At 60.2% G+C, this 16,926-nt stretch carries 13 protein-coding genes; 7 read left to right on the top strand and 6 right to left on the bottom strand.

The genetic code is table 11. The features are described 5' to 3' along the window. The first annotated feature begins 77 nt into the window (after positions 1-77). From NIM86_RS13330 to pyrC, 3 genes are all read left to right on the top strand, one after another. On the top strand, positions 78-1,145 hold the full coding sequence (locus NIM86_RS13330) for a zinc ABC transporter substrate-binding protein (protein ID WP_305884463.1): 1,068 nt from the start codon (positions 78-80) through the stop codon (positions 1,143-1,145). A 146-nt stretch (positions 1,146-1,291) separates the two neighbouring features. Continuing rightward, the gene (locus tag NIM86_RS13325; RefSeq protein WP_253382839.1) at positions 1,292-1,960 is read left to right on the top strand and encodes an OmpA family protein; all 669 of its coding nucleotides are present in this window, start codon (positions 1,292-1,294) and stop codon (positions 1,958-1,960) included. A 102-nt stretch (positions 1,961-2,062) separates the two neighbouring features. Then, positions 2,063-3,121 (top strand): dihydroorotase, encoded by a 1,059-nt coding sequence (gene pyrC, locus NIM86_RS13320; protein WP_371872894.1) that lies wholly within the window; start codon positions 2,063-2,065, stop codon positions 3,119-3,121. 18 nt (positions 3,122-3,139) lie between these two features. On the opposite strand, the gene NIM86_RS13315 is transcribed toward pyrC, so the two are convergent. After that, entirely contained in the window at positions 3,140-8,095 is a 4,956-nt protein-coding gene (locus NIM86_RS13315) for a translocation/assembly module TamB domain-containing protein (RefSeq protein WP_253382838.1), read from the bottom strand. Beyond that, complete coding sequence (locus NIM86_RS13310) at positions 8,095-9,927, bottom strand: autotransporter assembly complex family protein (RefSeq protein ID WP_371872900.1); 1,833 nt, start codon at positions 9,925-9,927, stop codon at positions 8,095-8,097. The genes NIM86_RS13315 and NIM86_RS13310 overlap by 1 nt, the downstream gene beginning before the upstream one ends. A gap of 303 nt (positions 9,928-10,230) precedes the next feature. Here NIM86_RS13310 and NIM86_RS13305 point away from each other — a divergent pair, with 303 nt between their 5' ends. Beyond that, positions 10,231-10,512, top strand: a complete 282-nt coding sequence (locus NIM86_RS13305; protein WP_253382836.1) for an SCP2 sterol-binding domain-containing protein — start codon at positions 10,231-10,233, stop codon at positions 10,510-10,512. Positions 10,513-10,580: 68 nt separating this feature from the next. Here the strand turns inward: NIM86_RS13305 and NIM86_RS13300 are convergent, their stop codons facing one another. Continuing rightward, positions 10,581-11,123 carry a GNAT family N-acetyltransferase gene (locus NIM86_RS13300; RefSeq protein WP_253382964.1) on the bottom strand — a complete coding sequence of 181 codons (543 nt, stop codon included), beginning with the start codon at positions 11,121-11,123 and terminating at the stop codon, positions 10,581-10,583. A gap of 164 nt (positions 11,124-11,287) precedes the next feature. Further along, positions 11,288-12,421 (bottom strand): ornithine/lysine decarboxylase, encoded by a 1,134-nt coding sequence (gene odc2, locus NIM86_RS13295; RefSeq protein WP_253382835.1) that lies wholly within the window; start codon positions 12,419-12,421, stop codon positions 11,288-11,290. Positions 12,422-12,978: 557 nt separating this feature from the next. Between odc2 and NIM86_RS13290 the strand changes: the two genes are divergently transcribed. The 3 genes from NIM86_RS13290 (at position 12,979) to NIM86_RS13280 (ending at position 15,727) form a co-directional block, all read left to right on the top strand. Continuing rightward, positions 12,979-13,881 (top strand): LysR family transcriptional regulator, encoded by a 903-nt coding sequence (locus NIM86_RS13290; RefSeq protein WP_253382834.1) that lies wholly within the window; start codon positions 12,979-12,981, stop codon positions 13,879-13,881. 74 nt (positions 13,882-13,955) lie between these two features. Next, on the top strand, positions 13,956-14,615 hold the full coding sequence (locus tag NIM86_RS13285) for a DUF1007 family protein (protein ID WP_253382833.1): 660 nt from the start codon (positions 13,956-13,958) through the stop codon (positions 14,613-14,615). After that, entirely contained in the window at positions 14,615-15,727 is a 1,113-nt protein-coding gene (locus NIM86_RS13280; RefSeq protein WP_253382832.1) for a nickel/cobalt transporter, read from the top strand. Before NIM86_RS13285 ends, NIM86_RS13280 begins: the two co-directional genes overlap by 1 nt. A 4-nt stretch (positions 15,728-15,731) precedes the next feature. On the opposite strand, the gene NIM86_RS13275 is transcribed toward NIM86_RS13280, so the two are convergent. Both NIM86_RS13275 and NIM86_RS13270 read right to left on the bottom strand, forming a co-directional pair. Beyond that, positions 15,732-15,947, bottom strand: a complete 216-nt coding sequence (locus tag NIM86_RS13275; RefSeq protein WP_253382830.1) for a hypothetical protein — start codon at positions 15,945-15,947, stop codon at positions 15,732-15,734. Positions 15,948-16,040: 93 nt separating this feature from the next. Then, the gene (locus tag NIM86_RS13270; RefSeq protein WP_253382829.1) at positions 16,041-16,730 is read right to left on the bottom strand and encodes a GNAT family N-acetyltransferase; all 690 of its coding nucleotides are present in this window, start codon (positions 16,728-16,730) and stop codon (positions 16,041-16,043) included. Between the last annotated feature and the right edge of the window lie 196 nt (positions 16,731-16,926).

Below are 16,926 nucleotides of genomic sequence, written 5' to 3'. Positions count from 1 at the left end.
CGTTATGTTATATTATAACAGTTTTCAAGCCTTCTTTACCAGGCTGATGACGCACACTCTATACAAAGCGAGCCGCTATGACGTCCCACCGTTTCATTTTATCCATGCCCATCGCCCTTTCCGCTCTTTTTGGCCTACCGGCGCCGGCTGCCATGGCTGATGACAGCCCGAGCGTTATCGTATCGTTCACGCCGATCCATTCCCTGACCGCTTCTGTCATGGAAGGCGTGGGTAAACCGGAACTGTTGGTGCCGCCGAGCGCCTCTCCACACGACTTTGCGCTACGGCCCAGCCAGGCAGGCGCAATGCAGGATGCCGACCTGATTATCCGCATCGGCCCTGATCTGGAAAGATTTCTCGACAAGCCGATCGCATCGCTCGGTGCCAATGCGAAGGTTCTCGAACTGATGGAGGCCGAAGGCGTCGAACATCTTCCAACGCGGCATGCAGGCCTGTTCGACGAAGAGGATGACGATGATCACGGGGATCACGACAAACATGCTCATGACGATCATGAGAAAGGGCATGACCACGGCGAAGAACACGCGCATGAAGAAGCAGACCATCACGATAGCACGGAAGAAACCGGTCATCATGACCATCATCACGGACCGGAAGACCCGCATGTCTGGCTGGATCCGGACAACGCAAAGGCAATGGTGAACGCGATTGAGCAAAGCTTGGCGGAGGTCGATCCCGACCATGCTGAGCGCTATCGCGAAAATGCCGAGGCGACCCTCCGCTCCATAGACGAGATGAGCGAAAGGGTCGACGCAACGCTGAAACCCGTCAAAGGCAAATCCTTCGTCGCGTTTCATGACGCGCTTCAATATTTCGAACACGCTTTCGAATTGAAAAGTCTCGGCTCGCTGACAATGTCTCCGGAAATCGCGCCCGGCGCCAGGCGCTTGACCGAGTTGAACGAAAAGATGAGCGCCGAGGGCGTGTCCTGCATCCTGGTCGAACCGCAATTTTCGCCGAAACTTTCGCAAACCCTTGCCAATGAGACGGGTGCACGGATCGCGGAACTTGATCCGGCAGGCAGCAATGTAGAACCAGGACCAGGCGCGTATGAAGCCGCGATGATCGCCAACGCAGAGGCGCTCGCGGGTTGCCTCTCCGGCGATTCATCTGCCGAAAATTGATGATCTCCCCGCAGCGCGCCCGCCAATTGTGGAGCGCGCTGCAATTGCCGGATTTTGGCCGTTATCGGTGCATAATGGCGGATCGGTGTGAGGGACCACCGCGATTCGCATGAGCCTTTTTGAGAGGCTCCGGCAAGTGAGGGAAAATGAAGAAATTTTTGATCGCGTCGACACTAGGCGCATTCGTGCTTGCGGGCTGCACGACCGATCCGTTCACCGGCGAGCAGCGTATTTCCAATACGGCTGGCGGCGCCGGCATCGGTGCGGCGGGCGGCGCCCTGATTGGCGCAATCGCTTCAGCTGGCGATTCCAGCAGCGACCGCCGCAAGGCCATTCTGCTCGGCGCGGGCCTCGGCACGCTCGCCGGCGGCGGCGTCGGTCTCTACATGGACCGGCAGGAAGACAAGCTGCGCGCGCAGCTTCGTGGCACGGGCGTGTCCGTCACGCGAAACGGTGACGAGATCATTCTCAACATGCCGTCCAACATCACCTTCGCGGTCGATCAGTCTGACATTCAGCCGAGCTTCTATTCGACACTGAATTCCGTCGCGCTGGTCCTGCGCGAATTCAATCGCACCCTGGTCGACGTTTACGGTCACACCGATTCGACCGGTGGCGACTCTTACAACCTCGACCTTTCCAACCGCCGCGCCGACTCCGTGACCCGGTATCTGACCGCGCAGGGTCTGGATTCGCGCCGCTTCTATGCGGTGGGCTTCGGCGAAAGCCGTCCGATTGCCAGCAACGATACCGAGGCCGGTCGCGCACAGAACCGCCGCGTCGAGATCAAGCTGGTGCCATTGCAGCAGGGCTGACAGCCGGTTGCACCGTCGCGATTGCAAAGGGCTGCCTCTTCAGGCGGCCCTTTTTCTTGCGGCCATGCGCAACAACTTTTAAGCCAGCGTCCAAACCGTTTGATGGAGAATGTTCCGGTGACCTCGACGCTGACCATACGCCGCCCCGACGACTGGCACCTTCATTTGCGCGATGGTGACATGTTGAAAGGCGTCGCGCCGGAAAGCGCCCGCCATTTCGGCCGCGCCATCATCATGCCCAATCTGGTCCCGCCGGTCGTCACGAAAGCCGCCGCCGCCGCCTATAAAGAGCGTATCGTCGCCGCCCTTCCCGCGGGCTCGACGTTCGAGCCATTGATGACGCTTTATCTGACCGAAGAGACCGATGCGGACGACGTGGCGGCCGCTTTCCAGGAGAAAGTCGCCCTCGCCGTCAAGCTCTACCCTGCCGGCGCAACAACCAATTCGCAATCCGGCGTCCGCGATCTCGACAAAGTGATGGGCGTTCTGGAGCGGATGGCCGAGATCGGCATGACGCTTTGCATCCATGGCGAAGTGACCGACCCGGAGATCGACATTTTCGACCGTGAGGCCGTCTTTATCGAGGAAGTTCTCGATCCGCTGCGCCAGCGCCTGCCAGAGCTGCGGGTGACAATGGAACACATCACGACCAAGAATGGCGTCGATTATGTGACCGGCGCGGCCGACAACATCGCCGGATCGATTACCACGCATCATCTGATGATCAATCGCAATGCGATTCTCGCAGGCGGCATTCGCCCGCATTATTACTGTCTGCCGGTGGCCAAGCGCGAGCGGCATCGGCTGGCGCTACGACAGGCGGCCATTTCCGGCGATCCGCGCTTCTTTCTCGGCACGGACAGTGCGCCGCACCCGACCGATGCGAAGGAAAGTGCCTGCGGCTGCGCCGGCATCTTCACCGCCACAAACACGATGAGCTGCCTGGCGCACGTGTTCGAGGAAGAAGGGGCACTCGGCCAGTTGGAAGCCTTCGTTTCCCGTCATGGCGCGGATTGGTACGGTCTGCCCGTCAACGAAGAGACCACGACCCTGACGAAAAAGGATCAGCCGGTCGCTTATCCAACGACGGTCGAAACAGGCGCTGGGCCGGTGACAGTTTTCGACCCGATGGTGAAGCTGTATTGGGCGGTGGAAAACTGAGCCGCTCGAAACAGCGGTTCAGTAATCCTTCTCGTAGAAGACGCCGACGCTGCTCTCGGTGCCGACCGCGCCGCGAACCGTGATCTCTTCAGTCACATCGAGATTGATCGTCACCTTGCTTTCGCTGCCCGCTTCGACGCCGACATAGACATTTTCGGACACATAGGTACCGGCGCGCGCTGCGACATTTCCTTCACTGTCGGTCACGATATCGAGATTGTCGAGGCCCGCCGCCTGCCGCACTCCGGAAAGGACCGATGGGCCGTTGCCGGCAAGCTCCGCCGCAGCCGCGGCCAACTGCGCAAGCTGCAGCGGCGACAGTTGGTCGAGACCGCGTCCGAAGATGAGAAGAGCGAGCGCCTCGTCTTCCGGTAGCTGGGAATCGGACGAAAAGGAGATATCCAGATCGTCCACCGTCCCCTGCACCCGGATAAAGATTGTCGTGCCGTCCGCATCGCTGGAAGCAACGAAATTCAGATAAGGGTTGAGGTCGCCGACAAAGGTGATGGTACCGCGTTCGAAGGTGATACGCTTGCCCAAAATGGCGAGCCGCCCGCGAATGAGCTCAAAGCCGCCGACCGGCTGAATGTCGCGTGTGCTTCCGGTCAGCCGTAACCGGCCGCCGAGTTCTGCATCCAGTCCGCGACCCCTGACGAAAATCTGGTTCGGCGCATTGAGCGTGATGTCGAGGCGAGGCACCGAGGGTCTTGCAGCGGGCTCAGGAATGCTCCCGCCACTGCCGGGAAACGCGCGCGCCAGCGTGGCGCGAACATCCGCAGGAGCGTTGATGTGATTGACGGCCTGGATATCGACGGATGAACCGAAGCTGTCCGGCACGGTAATCTCGGCGCGCACCACATCGATATTGCCGGCGATCAGCGGATCATTGGCCAGAGAACCCGTGATGCTGATCGTGCCGTTCACCGTCGCGGCGATAAACTTGCCGTCGGCGTAACGCGCTTGGTTGAGACGTATCGTTATATTGGCCGGAAGGCCGTTGGTCAGACCGATCGTGCCGGAGGCCGCGACTGAACCGCCACTGGCGAGATTTGCGCTCGCGCTCTGCAGCACGACCTGCTGTCGCGTGGCCGAAGCTGAGATGTTTATGTTGGTGAGCCGCGTGTTGGTTTGCGGATCGAAAAGGCTAGCCCCTCCGGTATCGACGGAAATCGCGATATTCGGATCGGCCAGCGCTCCGGTTGCCCGACCGGAAAACCGGACCGACCCTGCAAGCGTCGTGCCCCGGTCACCGAGAAAACGGTTCGCGGCGGAGAGTGGGGCCGATCCATCGAAAGAAACGTTGAGCCCGCCTTCCGATAACGGAATCGTGCCTGAGGCCGAAAGCGCGATGCCGTCCCGCCCGCCAATATTGAGGCGATTGAGTTGCACCGCCTGATTGGCGAAACGCCCTTGCGTATCGACGGAGAGCGGCCCGAACCCTTGAAGCGCAGCAGCGTCGAGATTGGGCACCGAGAGCTGAAAGTCCGCATTGGGTGATGACAGCGATCCGGTGACGCGCGCCGAGCCCGTAAGTGTGCCGGATAGACCAAGATCCGGCCGAACCGAATTGGCGAGGGAGAGCGGCACGGCGTTCACGTCGATGTTGACCGCCAAAGCGCCCTCGCCACCCAATGGCACCGTACCGTTCGCAGCAAGCCTTACGCCCTGGCTGTTCGTCGCATTGGCGTCGATGGTCAGCGTCTGACCATTCGTTTCACCGTTCGCTTGGATGGAAAGAGGCGCAACGCCGTTCTGGCGAAGCTGCGCGACCGTGACGCCATTACCGGCAAGGCGGAAATTCACGTTCGGATTGGATAGATTGCCTGTCACCGTTGCGGTGCCGGAAATCGTGCCGTCCGCCTCAAGGTCTGGACGGACCGTATTGGCAAGCTCCAGCGGGACGGCATTGAGATCGACCTTCAGATCGAGCCGGCCTTCGCTGCCGAGCGGCACCGCCCCATTGATCGTGGCATTGACGCCCTGACTGTTTGTAAGCGTGGCATCGACATCAAGTGAGCGACCGTCGGTTTGGCCGCGCGCGCGTATGGAGAGCGGCGCTATACTGGCGTCCTTAAGTTGCGCCACGGTCAGGCCTTCGCCTGTCACATCGAAAGCGACACTTGGGGCTGAGCGCGGCCCGGTGATCTCGGCGGTACCGGATATCGTGCCCGCCGCCTCGAGATCCGGGCGGACTGCATTGGCGATGTCGAGAGAAACGCTGTCCGCGACCACGGACAGATTGATCTGCTCTGCTACCTCACCCTGGAGGCGAAGCGAACCATCGCCGATAGCGAGTGTTGTCGCGTCGATTGCAATGGTCTGGCCACGAACACTAATTTCGGTCGGCGCTTCGAGGCGCGCCGTTCTGCCCGCCTCAACGATAGACAATTCGCGTAGCGCCAGATCGAAAGCCGGGCTGACATCGGCGTCCTGAACGCGCGCCAGAGTGCCTTCCGCGCTGATGTCGGTGCCTTGCTCCAACTCGCCGGACAGAACAAAATCCGTGGCATTCTCCTGCTGGTCGGCCTTCAGGTCGAGCACCGTGAAATCGACGCCGCCCGCGCTGATGGTACGGCCGTTGATCGAACCACTGGCCTGAGGAACGCCAAAAAGGTCCGTCGCCGTAATATCAAGCGCCGCCTCACCGATTTTTGCGGTCGTGTCGTACCGAAAACCGGAGATGGTGCCCTTCACGGCGGCATCTTGCCGGCCATCCAAGTTCGAAAAGGAAAGGTCGGCATCGATCGCGCCGGCGATATCCTGAAGCGCGAGCGCACCGACAAGCTCCAGATTCGGCGCATCGACGGAAAGGTCGCCGGCAAGAAGGCCCGTGCCGTCACGCTCGAAATCGCCCTGAACACGATTTCCGCCGACCGCTAGTTCGAGTTCGGAGAGCCGGATCGCGCCTTCGCCGTAGACGACGTCGGAATCGATAGCCAGTCGTTCGCCAGAGAAGAATCCTTCTCCTGTGACATGACCGGAGAACAGATTGTCGCCAAGCGTGCCGACCAGTTCCAGACCGAGGTCTGTCAGATTTCGACCTTGAAGCCGGCCCTGCGGGATGCCGAGATTAGACTTGACCGAAATCGAATTGCTCTCGCCGATCAGCGACGCGTCGAATTGCACAGCGCCGCTTACCTGATCGGTAATGGAAGCCAGATCGGCCAGGCGGCCCGTCACCTTCATATCGGTATCGTCGCCGCCGTACGAACCGTTGGCGGCAAGCTGAAGCTGCGGATTTTCAAGCTTGAAGTCGTCCGTCGAAATACCCTGCTCACCGCGTGCAATGCCGCCCGATAGCGTGGTTTCGCCGGCTAGCAGCCGGGTGAGTGTCGGGTCTTCCAGAGTGATGTTCGAGGCCGATCCATCGACCGTCAGATCGAACGCACCCGAATTCAGCGTCACCGAACCCTCGGTGCTGATATCCAGAGCGCCGGTCAGCTTCTGACCTGCCATGGTGGAAAACGGCGCAAGGCTCGCCGTGGTGATGCTGGTCGTCCCGCGATAGACCGCGCCATCCAACGTTCCGTTTGTGGCGATATCCACGGACTGGCCGTCGAGTTTCAGCGTTTCAATCGCGATTGGCTGCCCTGCTTCGGTCTGCCCAGCAAGTGTAAAGGTCAGCCGGTCGCCCAACGCATCGGCAACCGCCGCCCGCTCCGCTGTAATTCCCTCTGCGACGCCATCGACATTGAAGCTAACGGCCCGGTTTTGGGTGCTATCGAGGGCCGTCATCTGGCCCCCGAGATCAAAACGGACACTTTCTGCCGCAAAGGTTCCGGTGTTGAGATTCTGCAGCAGGATGCGGCCACTCCATGGGCCGGTTTCATCGACGCCGTATTCAATATCGATCGAAGCCCGCCGAACCGAGGTTTCCCCGCCTGGTACAGGCAGGATAACCGGCTCGCCATCGCCGCCATCGATCTGGCCATCGAGCACCAGCGTACGCAGGAACCCTCCGGAAAGAACCCGCGCCCGACCTTCCAGGCTAAGCGGGCCGGATTTCAGGGCAAGCTGATCGATAACCGTGCCGCCTTCGTCGGGGACGCTGCCGCTGAGGCGAAGCGTACTCTGACCGGAGAAAAAAGCACGGAACTGAACCGGCACAAGCCGTCCGAGCGGCCCCTCCAGATTGGCGCGGTAAGCAAGCCCCTGTTCCGTTTCGTCCAGGTTGAACGTTCCGGAAAGGACCCGCTCGCGGTCGGCATCGAGCGTCAGTTGAAGGGTGAGGTCGGAGAGCGGACCTGCCCCCTGCAGCGCAAGACTGACCGGCGGCTTGCCTTCGATATTGAGAAGATTGGCAACGATGCCGTTTTCCGGTTCATCGAGTTGCAGATCGACGTCCAACTGACGATTTTCGTTGGAATAAGCCGCCTGAAGCGCCAATTCGCCGCCCGGTCCGTCAAGCCGCTGCACCTGCAGCGAAGTATCGAGCGCGCCGTCTTCCAATGTCAGGGCACCCTGCAGAGAGAGCACCGATGCCAGTCCAAAGACGCTTTCGTCGAACTCGGCGCGCTGGATGGCGAGTTCGCCTATCCGGATCGCGACCGGCAGTTCCGGCAGCGCAAATGGCGTTGCCTCGGCCTCCATCTCCGCTTCGACCGGGGCAGGATTGCGCGTCATGACGATGGATTCAGCGCTCAGCGACTCGATTTCCAGCCGCGCCCGCAGGAGAGCGGAACGATTCCAATCGATGGCGGCATTCGTAATCGTCAGCCAGACACCCTTCTCGTCCGAAATCGTGATCTTGTCGATGGACGCCTTGCTGGACAGAACGCCATTGATATTGCTGATGGAAATGCGTCGGTCGGGTGTGGAAAGCTTTTCTTCGACATAAGTCAGAAAAGCGCCCTTTTCCTCCTCGGCCGACGCGTCGGAATCGCCGAAAATGCCGAATAACTGGGCATTAGCGGGGAGAACCAGACCGCAAAGAAGCAGCAGGGCGAGGCAGAGATGGCGCAGAATGATTCGCATCAGAAAGCCTGCCCTATGCCTGCATAAATCGCAAAGTTCGGATCTCCGTCGCGCTTATTGACCGGAATAGCCGCATCCAGCCGGATCGGGCCAATGGGTGTGCGGTAACGCAGGCCAACGCCAGCGCCGATTTGATAGTCTTGGAATTTCGGATAGGGCTCAGCGGTCACGGAAGCGATATCCGTGAAAGCAACCACACCGATGGCATCGGTAACGCGGAAGCGAACCTCGCCGGAAGCTTCGGCCAGCGAGCGCCCACCGATTGTGCCGGCTGCGGTTTCCACACCGATCGACTGGTAGTCATAACCGCGAACCGAACCGCCACCGCCAGCGAAAAAGAGGAGGTCCGGCGAGGTTTCCTCAATGGGCGGATCGAGGATCGTGCCAAGTTTCACCCGTCCGGCCAGAACGAAACGATCGTCGGCAAAACCGAAATAGGTGCGGGCATCAACGACGCCGCGAACGAAGGTGTTGCCGTAGAGAAACTCCTGATAGGGCGCGATGCGGCCGTCAATATAGAAGCCTTCCGTCGCATCGGCCGGATCATCGCGCGTGTCGAAGGTCGCGTTTATGTAGGCGCCGATGGTAGCGAACTCCCGCTCGCCAAAGACGTCATCGTCGGTCTGGGCCAGAGAGCCGGTGACACCGAAGGACAGTTCGAAATCCTCCGTAACGATCTGGCTGATGCCCGCCATCGCCTCGACTTCATTGATCGCGTAGCTATCATTGACTTGGCGCTGCGCCTTGAGCGAAGCGTTGAAATTGGTATCGGGCGTCCAGATGCCCGGCTTGGTGAACTCTGCGCCGAGGAGATAGTCGAAATCGCGATATTCCGTCCCGTCGATCCCCTCGACGGAGGCGTCGAGACGCAGCCGCTCTGCCCGGCCCCAGAGATTGCGATGTATCCAGTAGGCTGATGCACCGAAACCATCGGTCGTCGAATAGGTCGCGCCGAACCCGATCCGGCGCTTCGGTTTCTCTTGCACCACGGCGGTGATGGGAAGAAAACCGCCCGGCCCGATCTCATCGCCTTCCCGGATGGAATAGGATTTGAACACGTCCAGGCGGCCAAGTCGTTCGGTGGCGCGATCCAGATCGTCCGGATCGAATTCCTGGCCCCGCGGCAAGCCAACCATGAAGGCCAGCCATTCAGGGTCGATGTCACGCACGCCGCGAACGCTGGTATCGCCATAAACAGCGAAGCGGCCCGGATCGATCTCGACCACCGCATCGAACGTCTCGGTCGCGTGATCGGCCGTCAGCACCCGGTCGGCGACCTCCGCCTTTGCGTATCCCTGCTGCCGCCATGCTTCGACCGCAAGCGAACCGGCCTGCTTGATGACGCCCGCCTTGGCGATTTCGCCGCTTGCGAATCCCTCATCGACCGGGTCGTCGACCTCGTCCCGGCGGCTTTGCGGAGGCGGCGCCTGATTACGAATTTCGGCGCGCGAAAATGTGAAGGCCGGGCCGCTCTCCACCGAGACAACAACCTGGGCGGGGCTGGTAAGGCTGACATCGGGCGGCAAGTCCGAGACCTCACGACCATCGATCGTGATCCGAATGACTGGTCCATAATAACCCCGATTATAGAACGCTCCGAGAATAGACCTGTAGTCACCGCGAGCTGTCACGATCAGACCGGAGACACCATTGGCCGGCTCGTCACGCCCTTTCCACAGGCTGCTGACATTCTTGGCGACATCTTCCAGATCCGGCTCGCCAGAATAGTCGAACGTCACCTCGTATGGCCAAGGCTCGCCGATGATTTCAGGGGGTTCTTTTTCGAAAAATGTCTTGCCGAACAGGGTGATCGCTTCCGCAGGCGGCGACATCGCCACGCCACAGACTGCCGAAAGGACGCCGGCAAACACTAGTCCTAAGTAACGCCCCATTCCCACCTTCCGAAACTCCGGTCGCCATTCCAACCGGAGGACCCCCGTTTGCACCGATCCCTTGATTGCAGCCTATTTTAGGCACATCGAAGGCTTCCCTATCATTACAATCGCACCTCGCACGTTTTCCTCGGCCGAGTGCGGCACCTCTGCAACAGACGGAAGACACGGTTGACGTTTACGTCAATCAAAGGCAAGGCTAGGCTATAACCAATCCGGTGCCTAGCAGAAGAGGACAGCACTATGGCCATGGACGATATTGCCGAGAAGATCCGCCCCGCCGTGAAGGAAAGCGATTTTTCCGATTCGGTGAAATTCGATTGCGGTTCGGACGGCGTGATGGTGATCGACGGCAACGAAGTCACCACCGATGACAAGCCGGCCGACTGCACGATCACCATGGAGAAGAGCGATCTGGAAGACATGATCGCTGGCGATCTGGATGCCACACAGGCCTTCATGTCGGGCAAGCTGAAGGTCGACGGTGATATGGGCGTGGCGATGAAGCTGCAGCAGCTCTTCTAAGACCCGGTTTCATCAATTGAGAACGGCCCGCGATTGCCCCGCGCATCGCGGGCCGTTCTTTTCGGCGCTCAAGCCGCCTGGGCGGCAAGCGCTCGAGCGGCAGGCGCGCGGTGAATTTTCACACCGCTCGGCCGCAGGACGCCGGCAGCGCCATCCAGCGCGCCAAGCGTGAAAGTCAGCGCCAGAAACCGTTCGCGGCTAAACGGGCCGGGCATGGCGAGCCCGGTCGGCGCAGCTTCGAACCCGAACCGCTTGTAATAAGGCGCGTCGCCGACCAGCAGGATCGCCCGGTGGCCAAAGCTCTCCGCCGCCTCAATCGCATGAACCATCAGCGCCGAACCGATGCCCGCGCCCTTGGCCTCCGGCGCGACAGCCAATGGGCCGAGCAGCAGCGCCGCCTGTCCCCCTGCATCGACGTGCCATAGCCGCACCGTGCCGACCACCGCGCCGGAGAGCGAGCGCGCGACGAAGGACAGCCCATCCGCCGGCAGACGGCCACGGCGGATAGCTTCGGAACTCTTGCGCTTGCGGTTCAGGCCCATGGCCCGGTCGAGCAACGCCTCACGCGCACGCCCGTCTGATGGCTGCTCGGCCTCGATTGCATAAAGCATCGGGGCCAGATCATTGGCCGGTGAGAGCGCAAAGGGCGCGACGGTGTTGTTAAGAGCAGCGAATGGCAGCATGGCAAACCCCTCTTCAAAGGGCGAGCGTCAGAAGTCCGCCGGCTCACAAAGGCGAACCGGCGGCGTTCAGACTGACAGGCGGAAATCGCCTGTCAGATGACGTAGGATCGGAGCGGTTCGAAACCGTTAAACGCGACCGATGCGTAGGTCGTTGTATAAGCGCCCGTCCCTTCGATCAGGACTTCGTCACCAATGGTGAGCGTGATCGGCAGCGGATAGGGCTTCTTCTCATACATCACATCGGCGCTGTCGCAGGTCGGGCCGGCCAGTACACAGGGTTCGGTCTCATCGCCATCGCGCGGGGTGGTGATCGGGTAGCGAATGGATTCATCCATCGTCTCGGCCAGGCCGCCGAATTTACCGATGTCGAGATAAACCCAGCGTGTCTTGTCCTCAGCGCTCTTCTTCGAAATCAGCACGACTTCGCTTTTGATGACGCCGGCATTGCCGACCATGCCGCGTCCGGGTTCGATGATCGTTTCGGGAATCCGGTTGCCGAAATGCTTGCGCAGAGCAGAGAAGATTGCGCGGCCGTAGGCTTCCGCCGCCGGCACATCCTTCAGGTAGCGTGTCGGAAAACCGCCACCCATATTGACCATCTGCAGCGTCACGCCCTTTTCCGCCATGGCGCGGAACACGGCATTGGCATCGGCCAACGCCTTGTCCCAAGCGTCCAGATCGGTCTGCTGGCTGCCGACATGAAAGGAAACGCCATAAGCCTGCAAGCCCAGATTGACGGCGTGCTCCAGAACGTCGACCGCCATCACCGGCACGCAGCCGAACTTGCGGGACAGCGGCCATTCGGCGCCTTCGCCGTCGGTCAGTACGCGGCAGAACACACGGGCGCCTGGCGCTGCGCGCGAAACCTTCTCCACCTCCTCATGGCAATCGACAGCGAAAAGATCGATGCCGAGGGCGCGGGCGCGGGCGATATCGCGTTCTTTCTTGATCGTATTGCCGTAAGAGACGCGGTCGGCGGTCGCACCGGCTTCCAGCGCCATTTCGATTTCAGCGACGGACGCGCAATCGAAGGACGAGCCGAGGGAAGCGAGCAGACGCAGGATTTCCGGTGCGGGATTGGCCTTGACCGCATAGAAGATGCGGCTGTCTGGCAGCGCGTGTTTGAACGCGTTGAAATTGTCCCGAACCACTTCGGTATCGACGACGAGGCAAGGACCATCGGGACGTCGGGTGGCGAAGAAATCCTGAATACGCTGGGTGGTCATCAATTTTTCCCATCTGCCGGCAGAACCGGCCGTTCGGCTTTGCGCGCCGCTCCGCCAACCTTTTGCGGACACGACCCGGTGACAAAGTGCAGATCGACGATGCCAAATCCAGCCTTTGGAGACCCTGGATCCGGAGCGTCGCCGATCTACGGCGATGAACGGTGACCCAACGCAGGCGCGTCGAGATCGTTCGCTTTGTCTTGCCGTCAGTTTGGAGGAAAAACCCGCCGCACATCGAGCAACGCAGTAAAGTGCCTCTTAGAACCCCGGTTTTGGACGCCGGGAGAGATCGAAAAGGCCCGCTAGTGTCGTTGCTTCAAGACGTCCTCGCATCAAATCCGGTAGGCCGGAGATACGACTGGAGCGGTTAGTTCCAGGTACCTTACCGTAGCCCCCACCATACGGGGGCCCGGCGGACGCCCACAGGCACGTGCGACTTTGGGCAGCCGCTATATAGAAACGTAGTTATCCGCTTGCAAGGGAAATTTTGATGGTCTTCAAAGTGCGCTTGTCGGACGATGATGTGTGCGACGGAAAAAACGAAAAATGGATGGCTCATGGACACCTTGACGCGCATGCGCGCCTTCATAGACGTGGTCGATGCAGAAGGCTTCTCGGCCGCCGCGCGCAAGATCGGCCGGTCGAAGGCGCTGCTCAGCAAATATGTCCGGGAACTGGAAGACGAGGTTGGCGCGCTGCTGCTGAACCGTACGACACGGCAGTTCTCGCTGACGGAGGCAGGTCACGCCTATTATGGTCGCGCGCTGGAAATCATCCGCGACATCGATTCGCTTCGCGATTCGGTGCGCGATGCATCGGGCGAGATTAGCGGCCGGGTGCGACTGACCGCGCCGCGCTCTTATGCCGATGCCGTGGTTGGGGATTCGCTCATTGCCTTCGCAAAAGCCTTTCCCGATGTCCGCCTCGACGTGCATCTGGACGATCGCTTTGTCGATTTGGTCGAAGAAGGTTTCGACCTTGCAATCCGCATTGCCAGGCTCGAAGACTCCTCAATGATCGCACGTCGACTCGGCGATTTCACCTTGGCTGTATGCGCTTCGCCCGAAGCCATCGAGCGTTTCGGGCGGCCGGAGAGACCCGAGGATTTGTCCCGAATGCCCTGTATCTCCGACACAAACGGTCGCTGGCGGAACAACTGGCCGTTCTTCGGTCCGAATGAGGAGATGGTTTCCGTCGCGGTCTCGGGGCCGCTGGAAGTCAACAGCCCCGTTGTCGCGCGAAAAGCGCTTCTGGAGCATCTCGGGTTCGGCATGCTGCCGAAATTTTCTGTCCGGGACGACCTCGCCACGGGACGTCTTGTCCCGGTGCTCGACGATTTTCTGGCGCGAGACGGCGGTATTTACGCCGTTTATCCCCACCGGCGCTATCTGCCGGCCCGTGTCCGCGCACTCGTCGATTTCCTTGCCGATTGGCACAAGAAAAACGGCGCGAGCGATTAAGGCATAGCCTCCGTCAAACTGCGGCCATCTTGCCCGTCCAATGGATCGTAGGTGGTTAAAGAGCGGGATTCGTTTTGAAAAACGCAGCGATACGACTTTTCACGATGCTGGTGGCCACGCTCGGCGGATTGACGCTGGCTCATGCCCATCCCCATGTCTGGGCCGAAGCGCGCATGGAAGTCGTGATCGAAGGCGATACGGTCACGGCGCTTCGTCATGTCTGGCGTTTCGACGACATTTTCTCGGCCACGGTGATCCTGGAATTCGACAAGAACACCGACAACACGCTCGATACCGAAGAGTTGGAAGAAGTGGGCAGGGTGATCCGCGAATCCACCGCGGAATTCGACTATTTTCAAAGTGTGACGAAAGACGGAAAAACGGCGCCGATGATGCCGCCGCCGGTCATCAACACCGATCTTCAGGATGGGCGTCTGCTGGTCTTCTTCGAAAGCCGGACCATGCCGCCCATGCCGCTGAACGGAAAGCTTAGCTTCGGCGTGTTCGATCCCACCTTTTACACGGCGATCGATTTCCAGAACGATAGCGACATGGTGAGCGAAGGACTGCCGGCGAATTGCAAGCGCACTGTCATCCGGCCCGATCCGGATCAGCTGATCCAGGACTATGCCGATAATCTCGATCAGTTCTTCTACGACACCACCGACACCACCGATCCGAGCGGCCTTTTCGCCACCCGGCTCGAACTGAACTGCAGCAAGGCTGAGGGATAATGAGCTTGTTTCGGCATCGCCCGGCGGTTGCGCTTTTGCTGACCTGCCTTTGCATCATAGCTTTGACGAGCGGTGCTGCGCTGGCGCAATCCTCTCTCGGAATCGGCGCGGCCGAGCCTGCCGCAACGCCGGTGTCGGGCGGGCTGTTCGGTGAAATCAGCAGATATATCTTTGAAGAGCAAAGACGCTTCTACGCTCTGATGACGGACGCGCTGCGCGCCATTCGCGAAAACCCTTCCGCAGGATGGACACTCGCCGGCCTCTCGTTTCTCTACGGCATCCTTCACGCGGCAGGACCGGGTCATGGCAAGGCCGTCATCTCCACCTATATGGTGGCGAACGAGATCGCCCTGCAGCGAGGCGTTCTGCTGGCCTTTATCTCCGCTTTTCTTCAGGCCCTTGTCGCGATCGCCGTCATCAGCGCGGTTTTTCTGGTTCTGCGGGGAACGGCCATCTCGCAGACCGATACGGTCTTCACGCTGGAGGTCCTGTCATATGCCTTCCTTACAGGGTTCGGCACATGGCTTCTGGCGCGCAAGATTTATCCGCTTGCGAAAAATGCGTTTCGTCGTGAACCGGCGATGGCGGCCTTCGCCATCGATGGCGTCGGCGCAGCAGCCCTTGCCTCCATGGATGCGCATTCCGATAGCAATCGAGATCCTCATCATGGTCACGGCTCTTTTCAGGGAAGCCATCGCCACGACCATCACCACGCGCATGGAGATGTCTGCCCGAGTTGCGGCCATTCGCATATGCCGGCTCCGGATCAACTTGCCGGCGAGCGTTTCCGCGCGCGAGAGGCGCTGTCGGCGGTGGTTGCCGTTGGTCTGCGGCCCTGCTCCGGCGCGTTAATCATTCTCACCTTCGCTTTCCTCAACGGTATGGTGGCCGCGGGAATAGGCTCGGTCTTCGCCATGGCGACGGGTACGGCGATTACGGTCGCGGCACTGGCGACGCTTGCAGTGACGGCAAAGAACGTCGCTGTCCGCTTTGCGGGCGGTGCCGGTAGTCGCATGGCTGGACAGGTCCAACTCGCCATCGAGTTGCTGGGCGCCAGCCTGATCGTCATCCTTGGAATGATGATGCTGGCCGGAGCGCTCGCCTCGGCCTGACCGCCTAGTCGGCGTCACCCCGCATCTTGCGGTTATGCCGGCTTCGCAGCCAGAAAATCGCCGGAAAGGCGAGCACGAAGACCGCCGCGACGACGACGCCGAGCCACGGCGAAATGTCCGCCACTGCGAGCACAAGGCCGGGGATAAAAATCCACCCGACCAGAAAAAGAAGGAAGATGGCGGCTGCCGCCAGCGCCGTCCGGCATGTCTCGTTTGTCATGGCTTGGCTTACACACGAACAGGCAATCGGAGCAAGACATGACGATCGTGCCTGCTCAGCAGCCTAACCATCCGTCGCCTTGCCCTATGGTCATCAACGATTTTGTAAAAGGCGGCCACGAACCTCAGCGAGCGACATCTTCTGTTGGCCTGCTTCGTCGAAATTGTCTGAATCCAGCCAGAGTTCGAAGCTCTTGCGGATGACCGGCCAGTCGTCATCGATCATCGCGTACCAGGCCGTATCGCGATTTCTGCCGCGCGAAACGAGATGGTTGCGAAACACACCCTCAAAAGTAAATCCGAGACGTTTCGCAGCAGCGTGGCTGGCAGCGTTTCTGTTGTCGAGTTTCCACTCGTAGCGCCGATAGCCGAGATCGTCGAACACATGCCGCGCCATCAGAAAATGCGCCTCGGTAACCGCTGCGCTTCTTTGAGCATGGGGGGCGTGCATGACCGATCCGGTCTCGCACGAGCCGTTCGCCGTATCGATCCGCATGTAAGATGCCATTCCAAGCGGCGCACCGTCGCCACGCTCTCGAAAAACCATCGTATGCCATGGGCCTTGATGGCTGATGAGCCATTCGCCGAATACAGCGGCGTCGGCAAAATCATGAATGGGAAAATACCTGGCCAGATCGTTGAAACCGGTCTGGCCGAATGCGTCCCATAGCGCGTGGGTATCCTGATCCGAATTAAACGCCGTAAGAACGACCCGGCTGCCTTCGAGCCTTGTGGGAGCAGGCGATGGGCATCCGGTCCAGTTGGAAAGCGTAGTTTCGTTCATACGGCGATCCTCCGCGCAGAATAGCAGCGCGTTAGAGGCGCAGTCTGCGACACTCAATCGAATTCTTGTCATGGTATCGCAAAAAGAGAGGGCGCCCGGGAGGAGGTCGAGCGCCCTTTAAGAACCAGCCTTGGGAGGAGGATATGTGCTGGTACAGGCAATACTCGGATAAACTGGTAAAAAAAGCGTTAATTGG

Source organism: Notoacmeibacter sp. MSK16QG-6 (assembly GCF_024158145.1).
Taxonomy (GTDB): domain Bacteria; phylum Pseudomonadota; class Alphaproteobacteria; order Rhizobiales; family Rhizobiaceae; genus Notoacmeibacter.
Note: the sequence above shows the minus strand (reverse complement) of the source record. Positions and strands in the feature narration are given on the sequence as shown.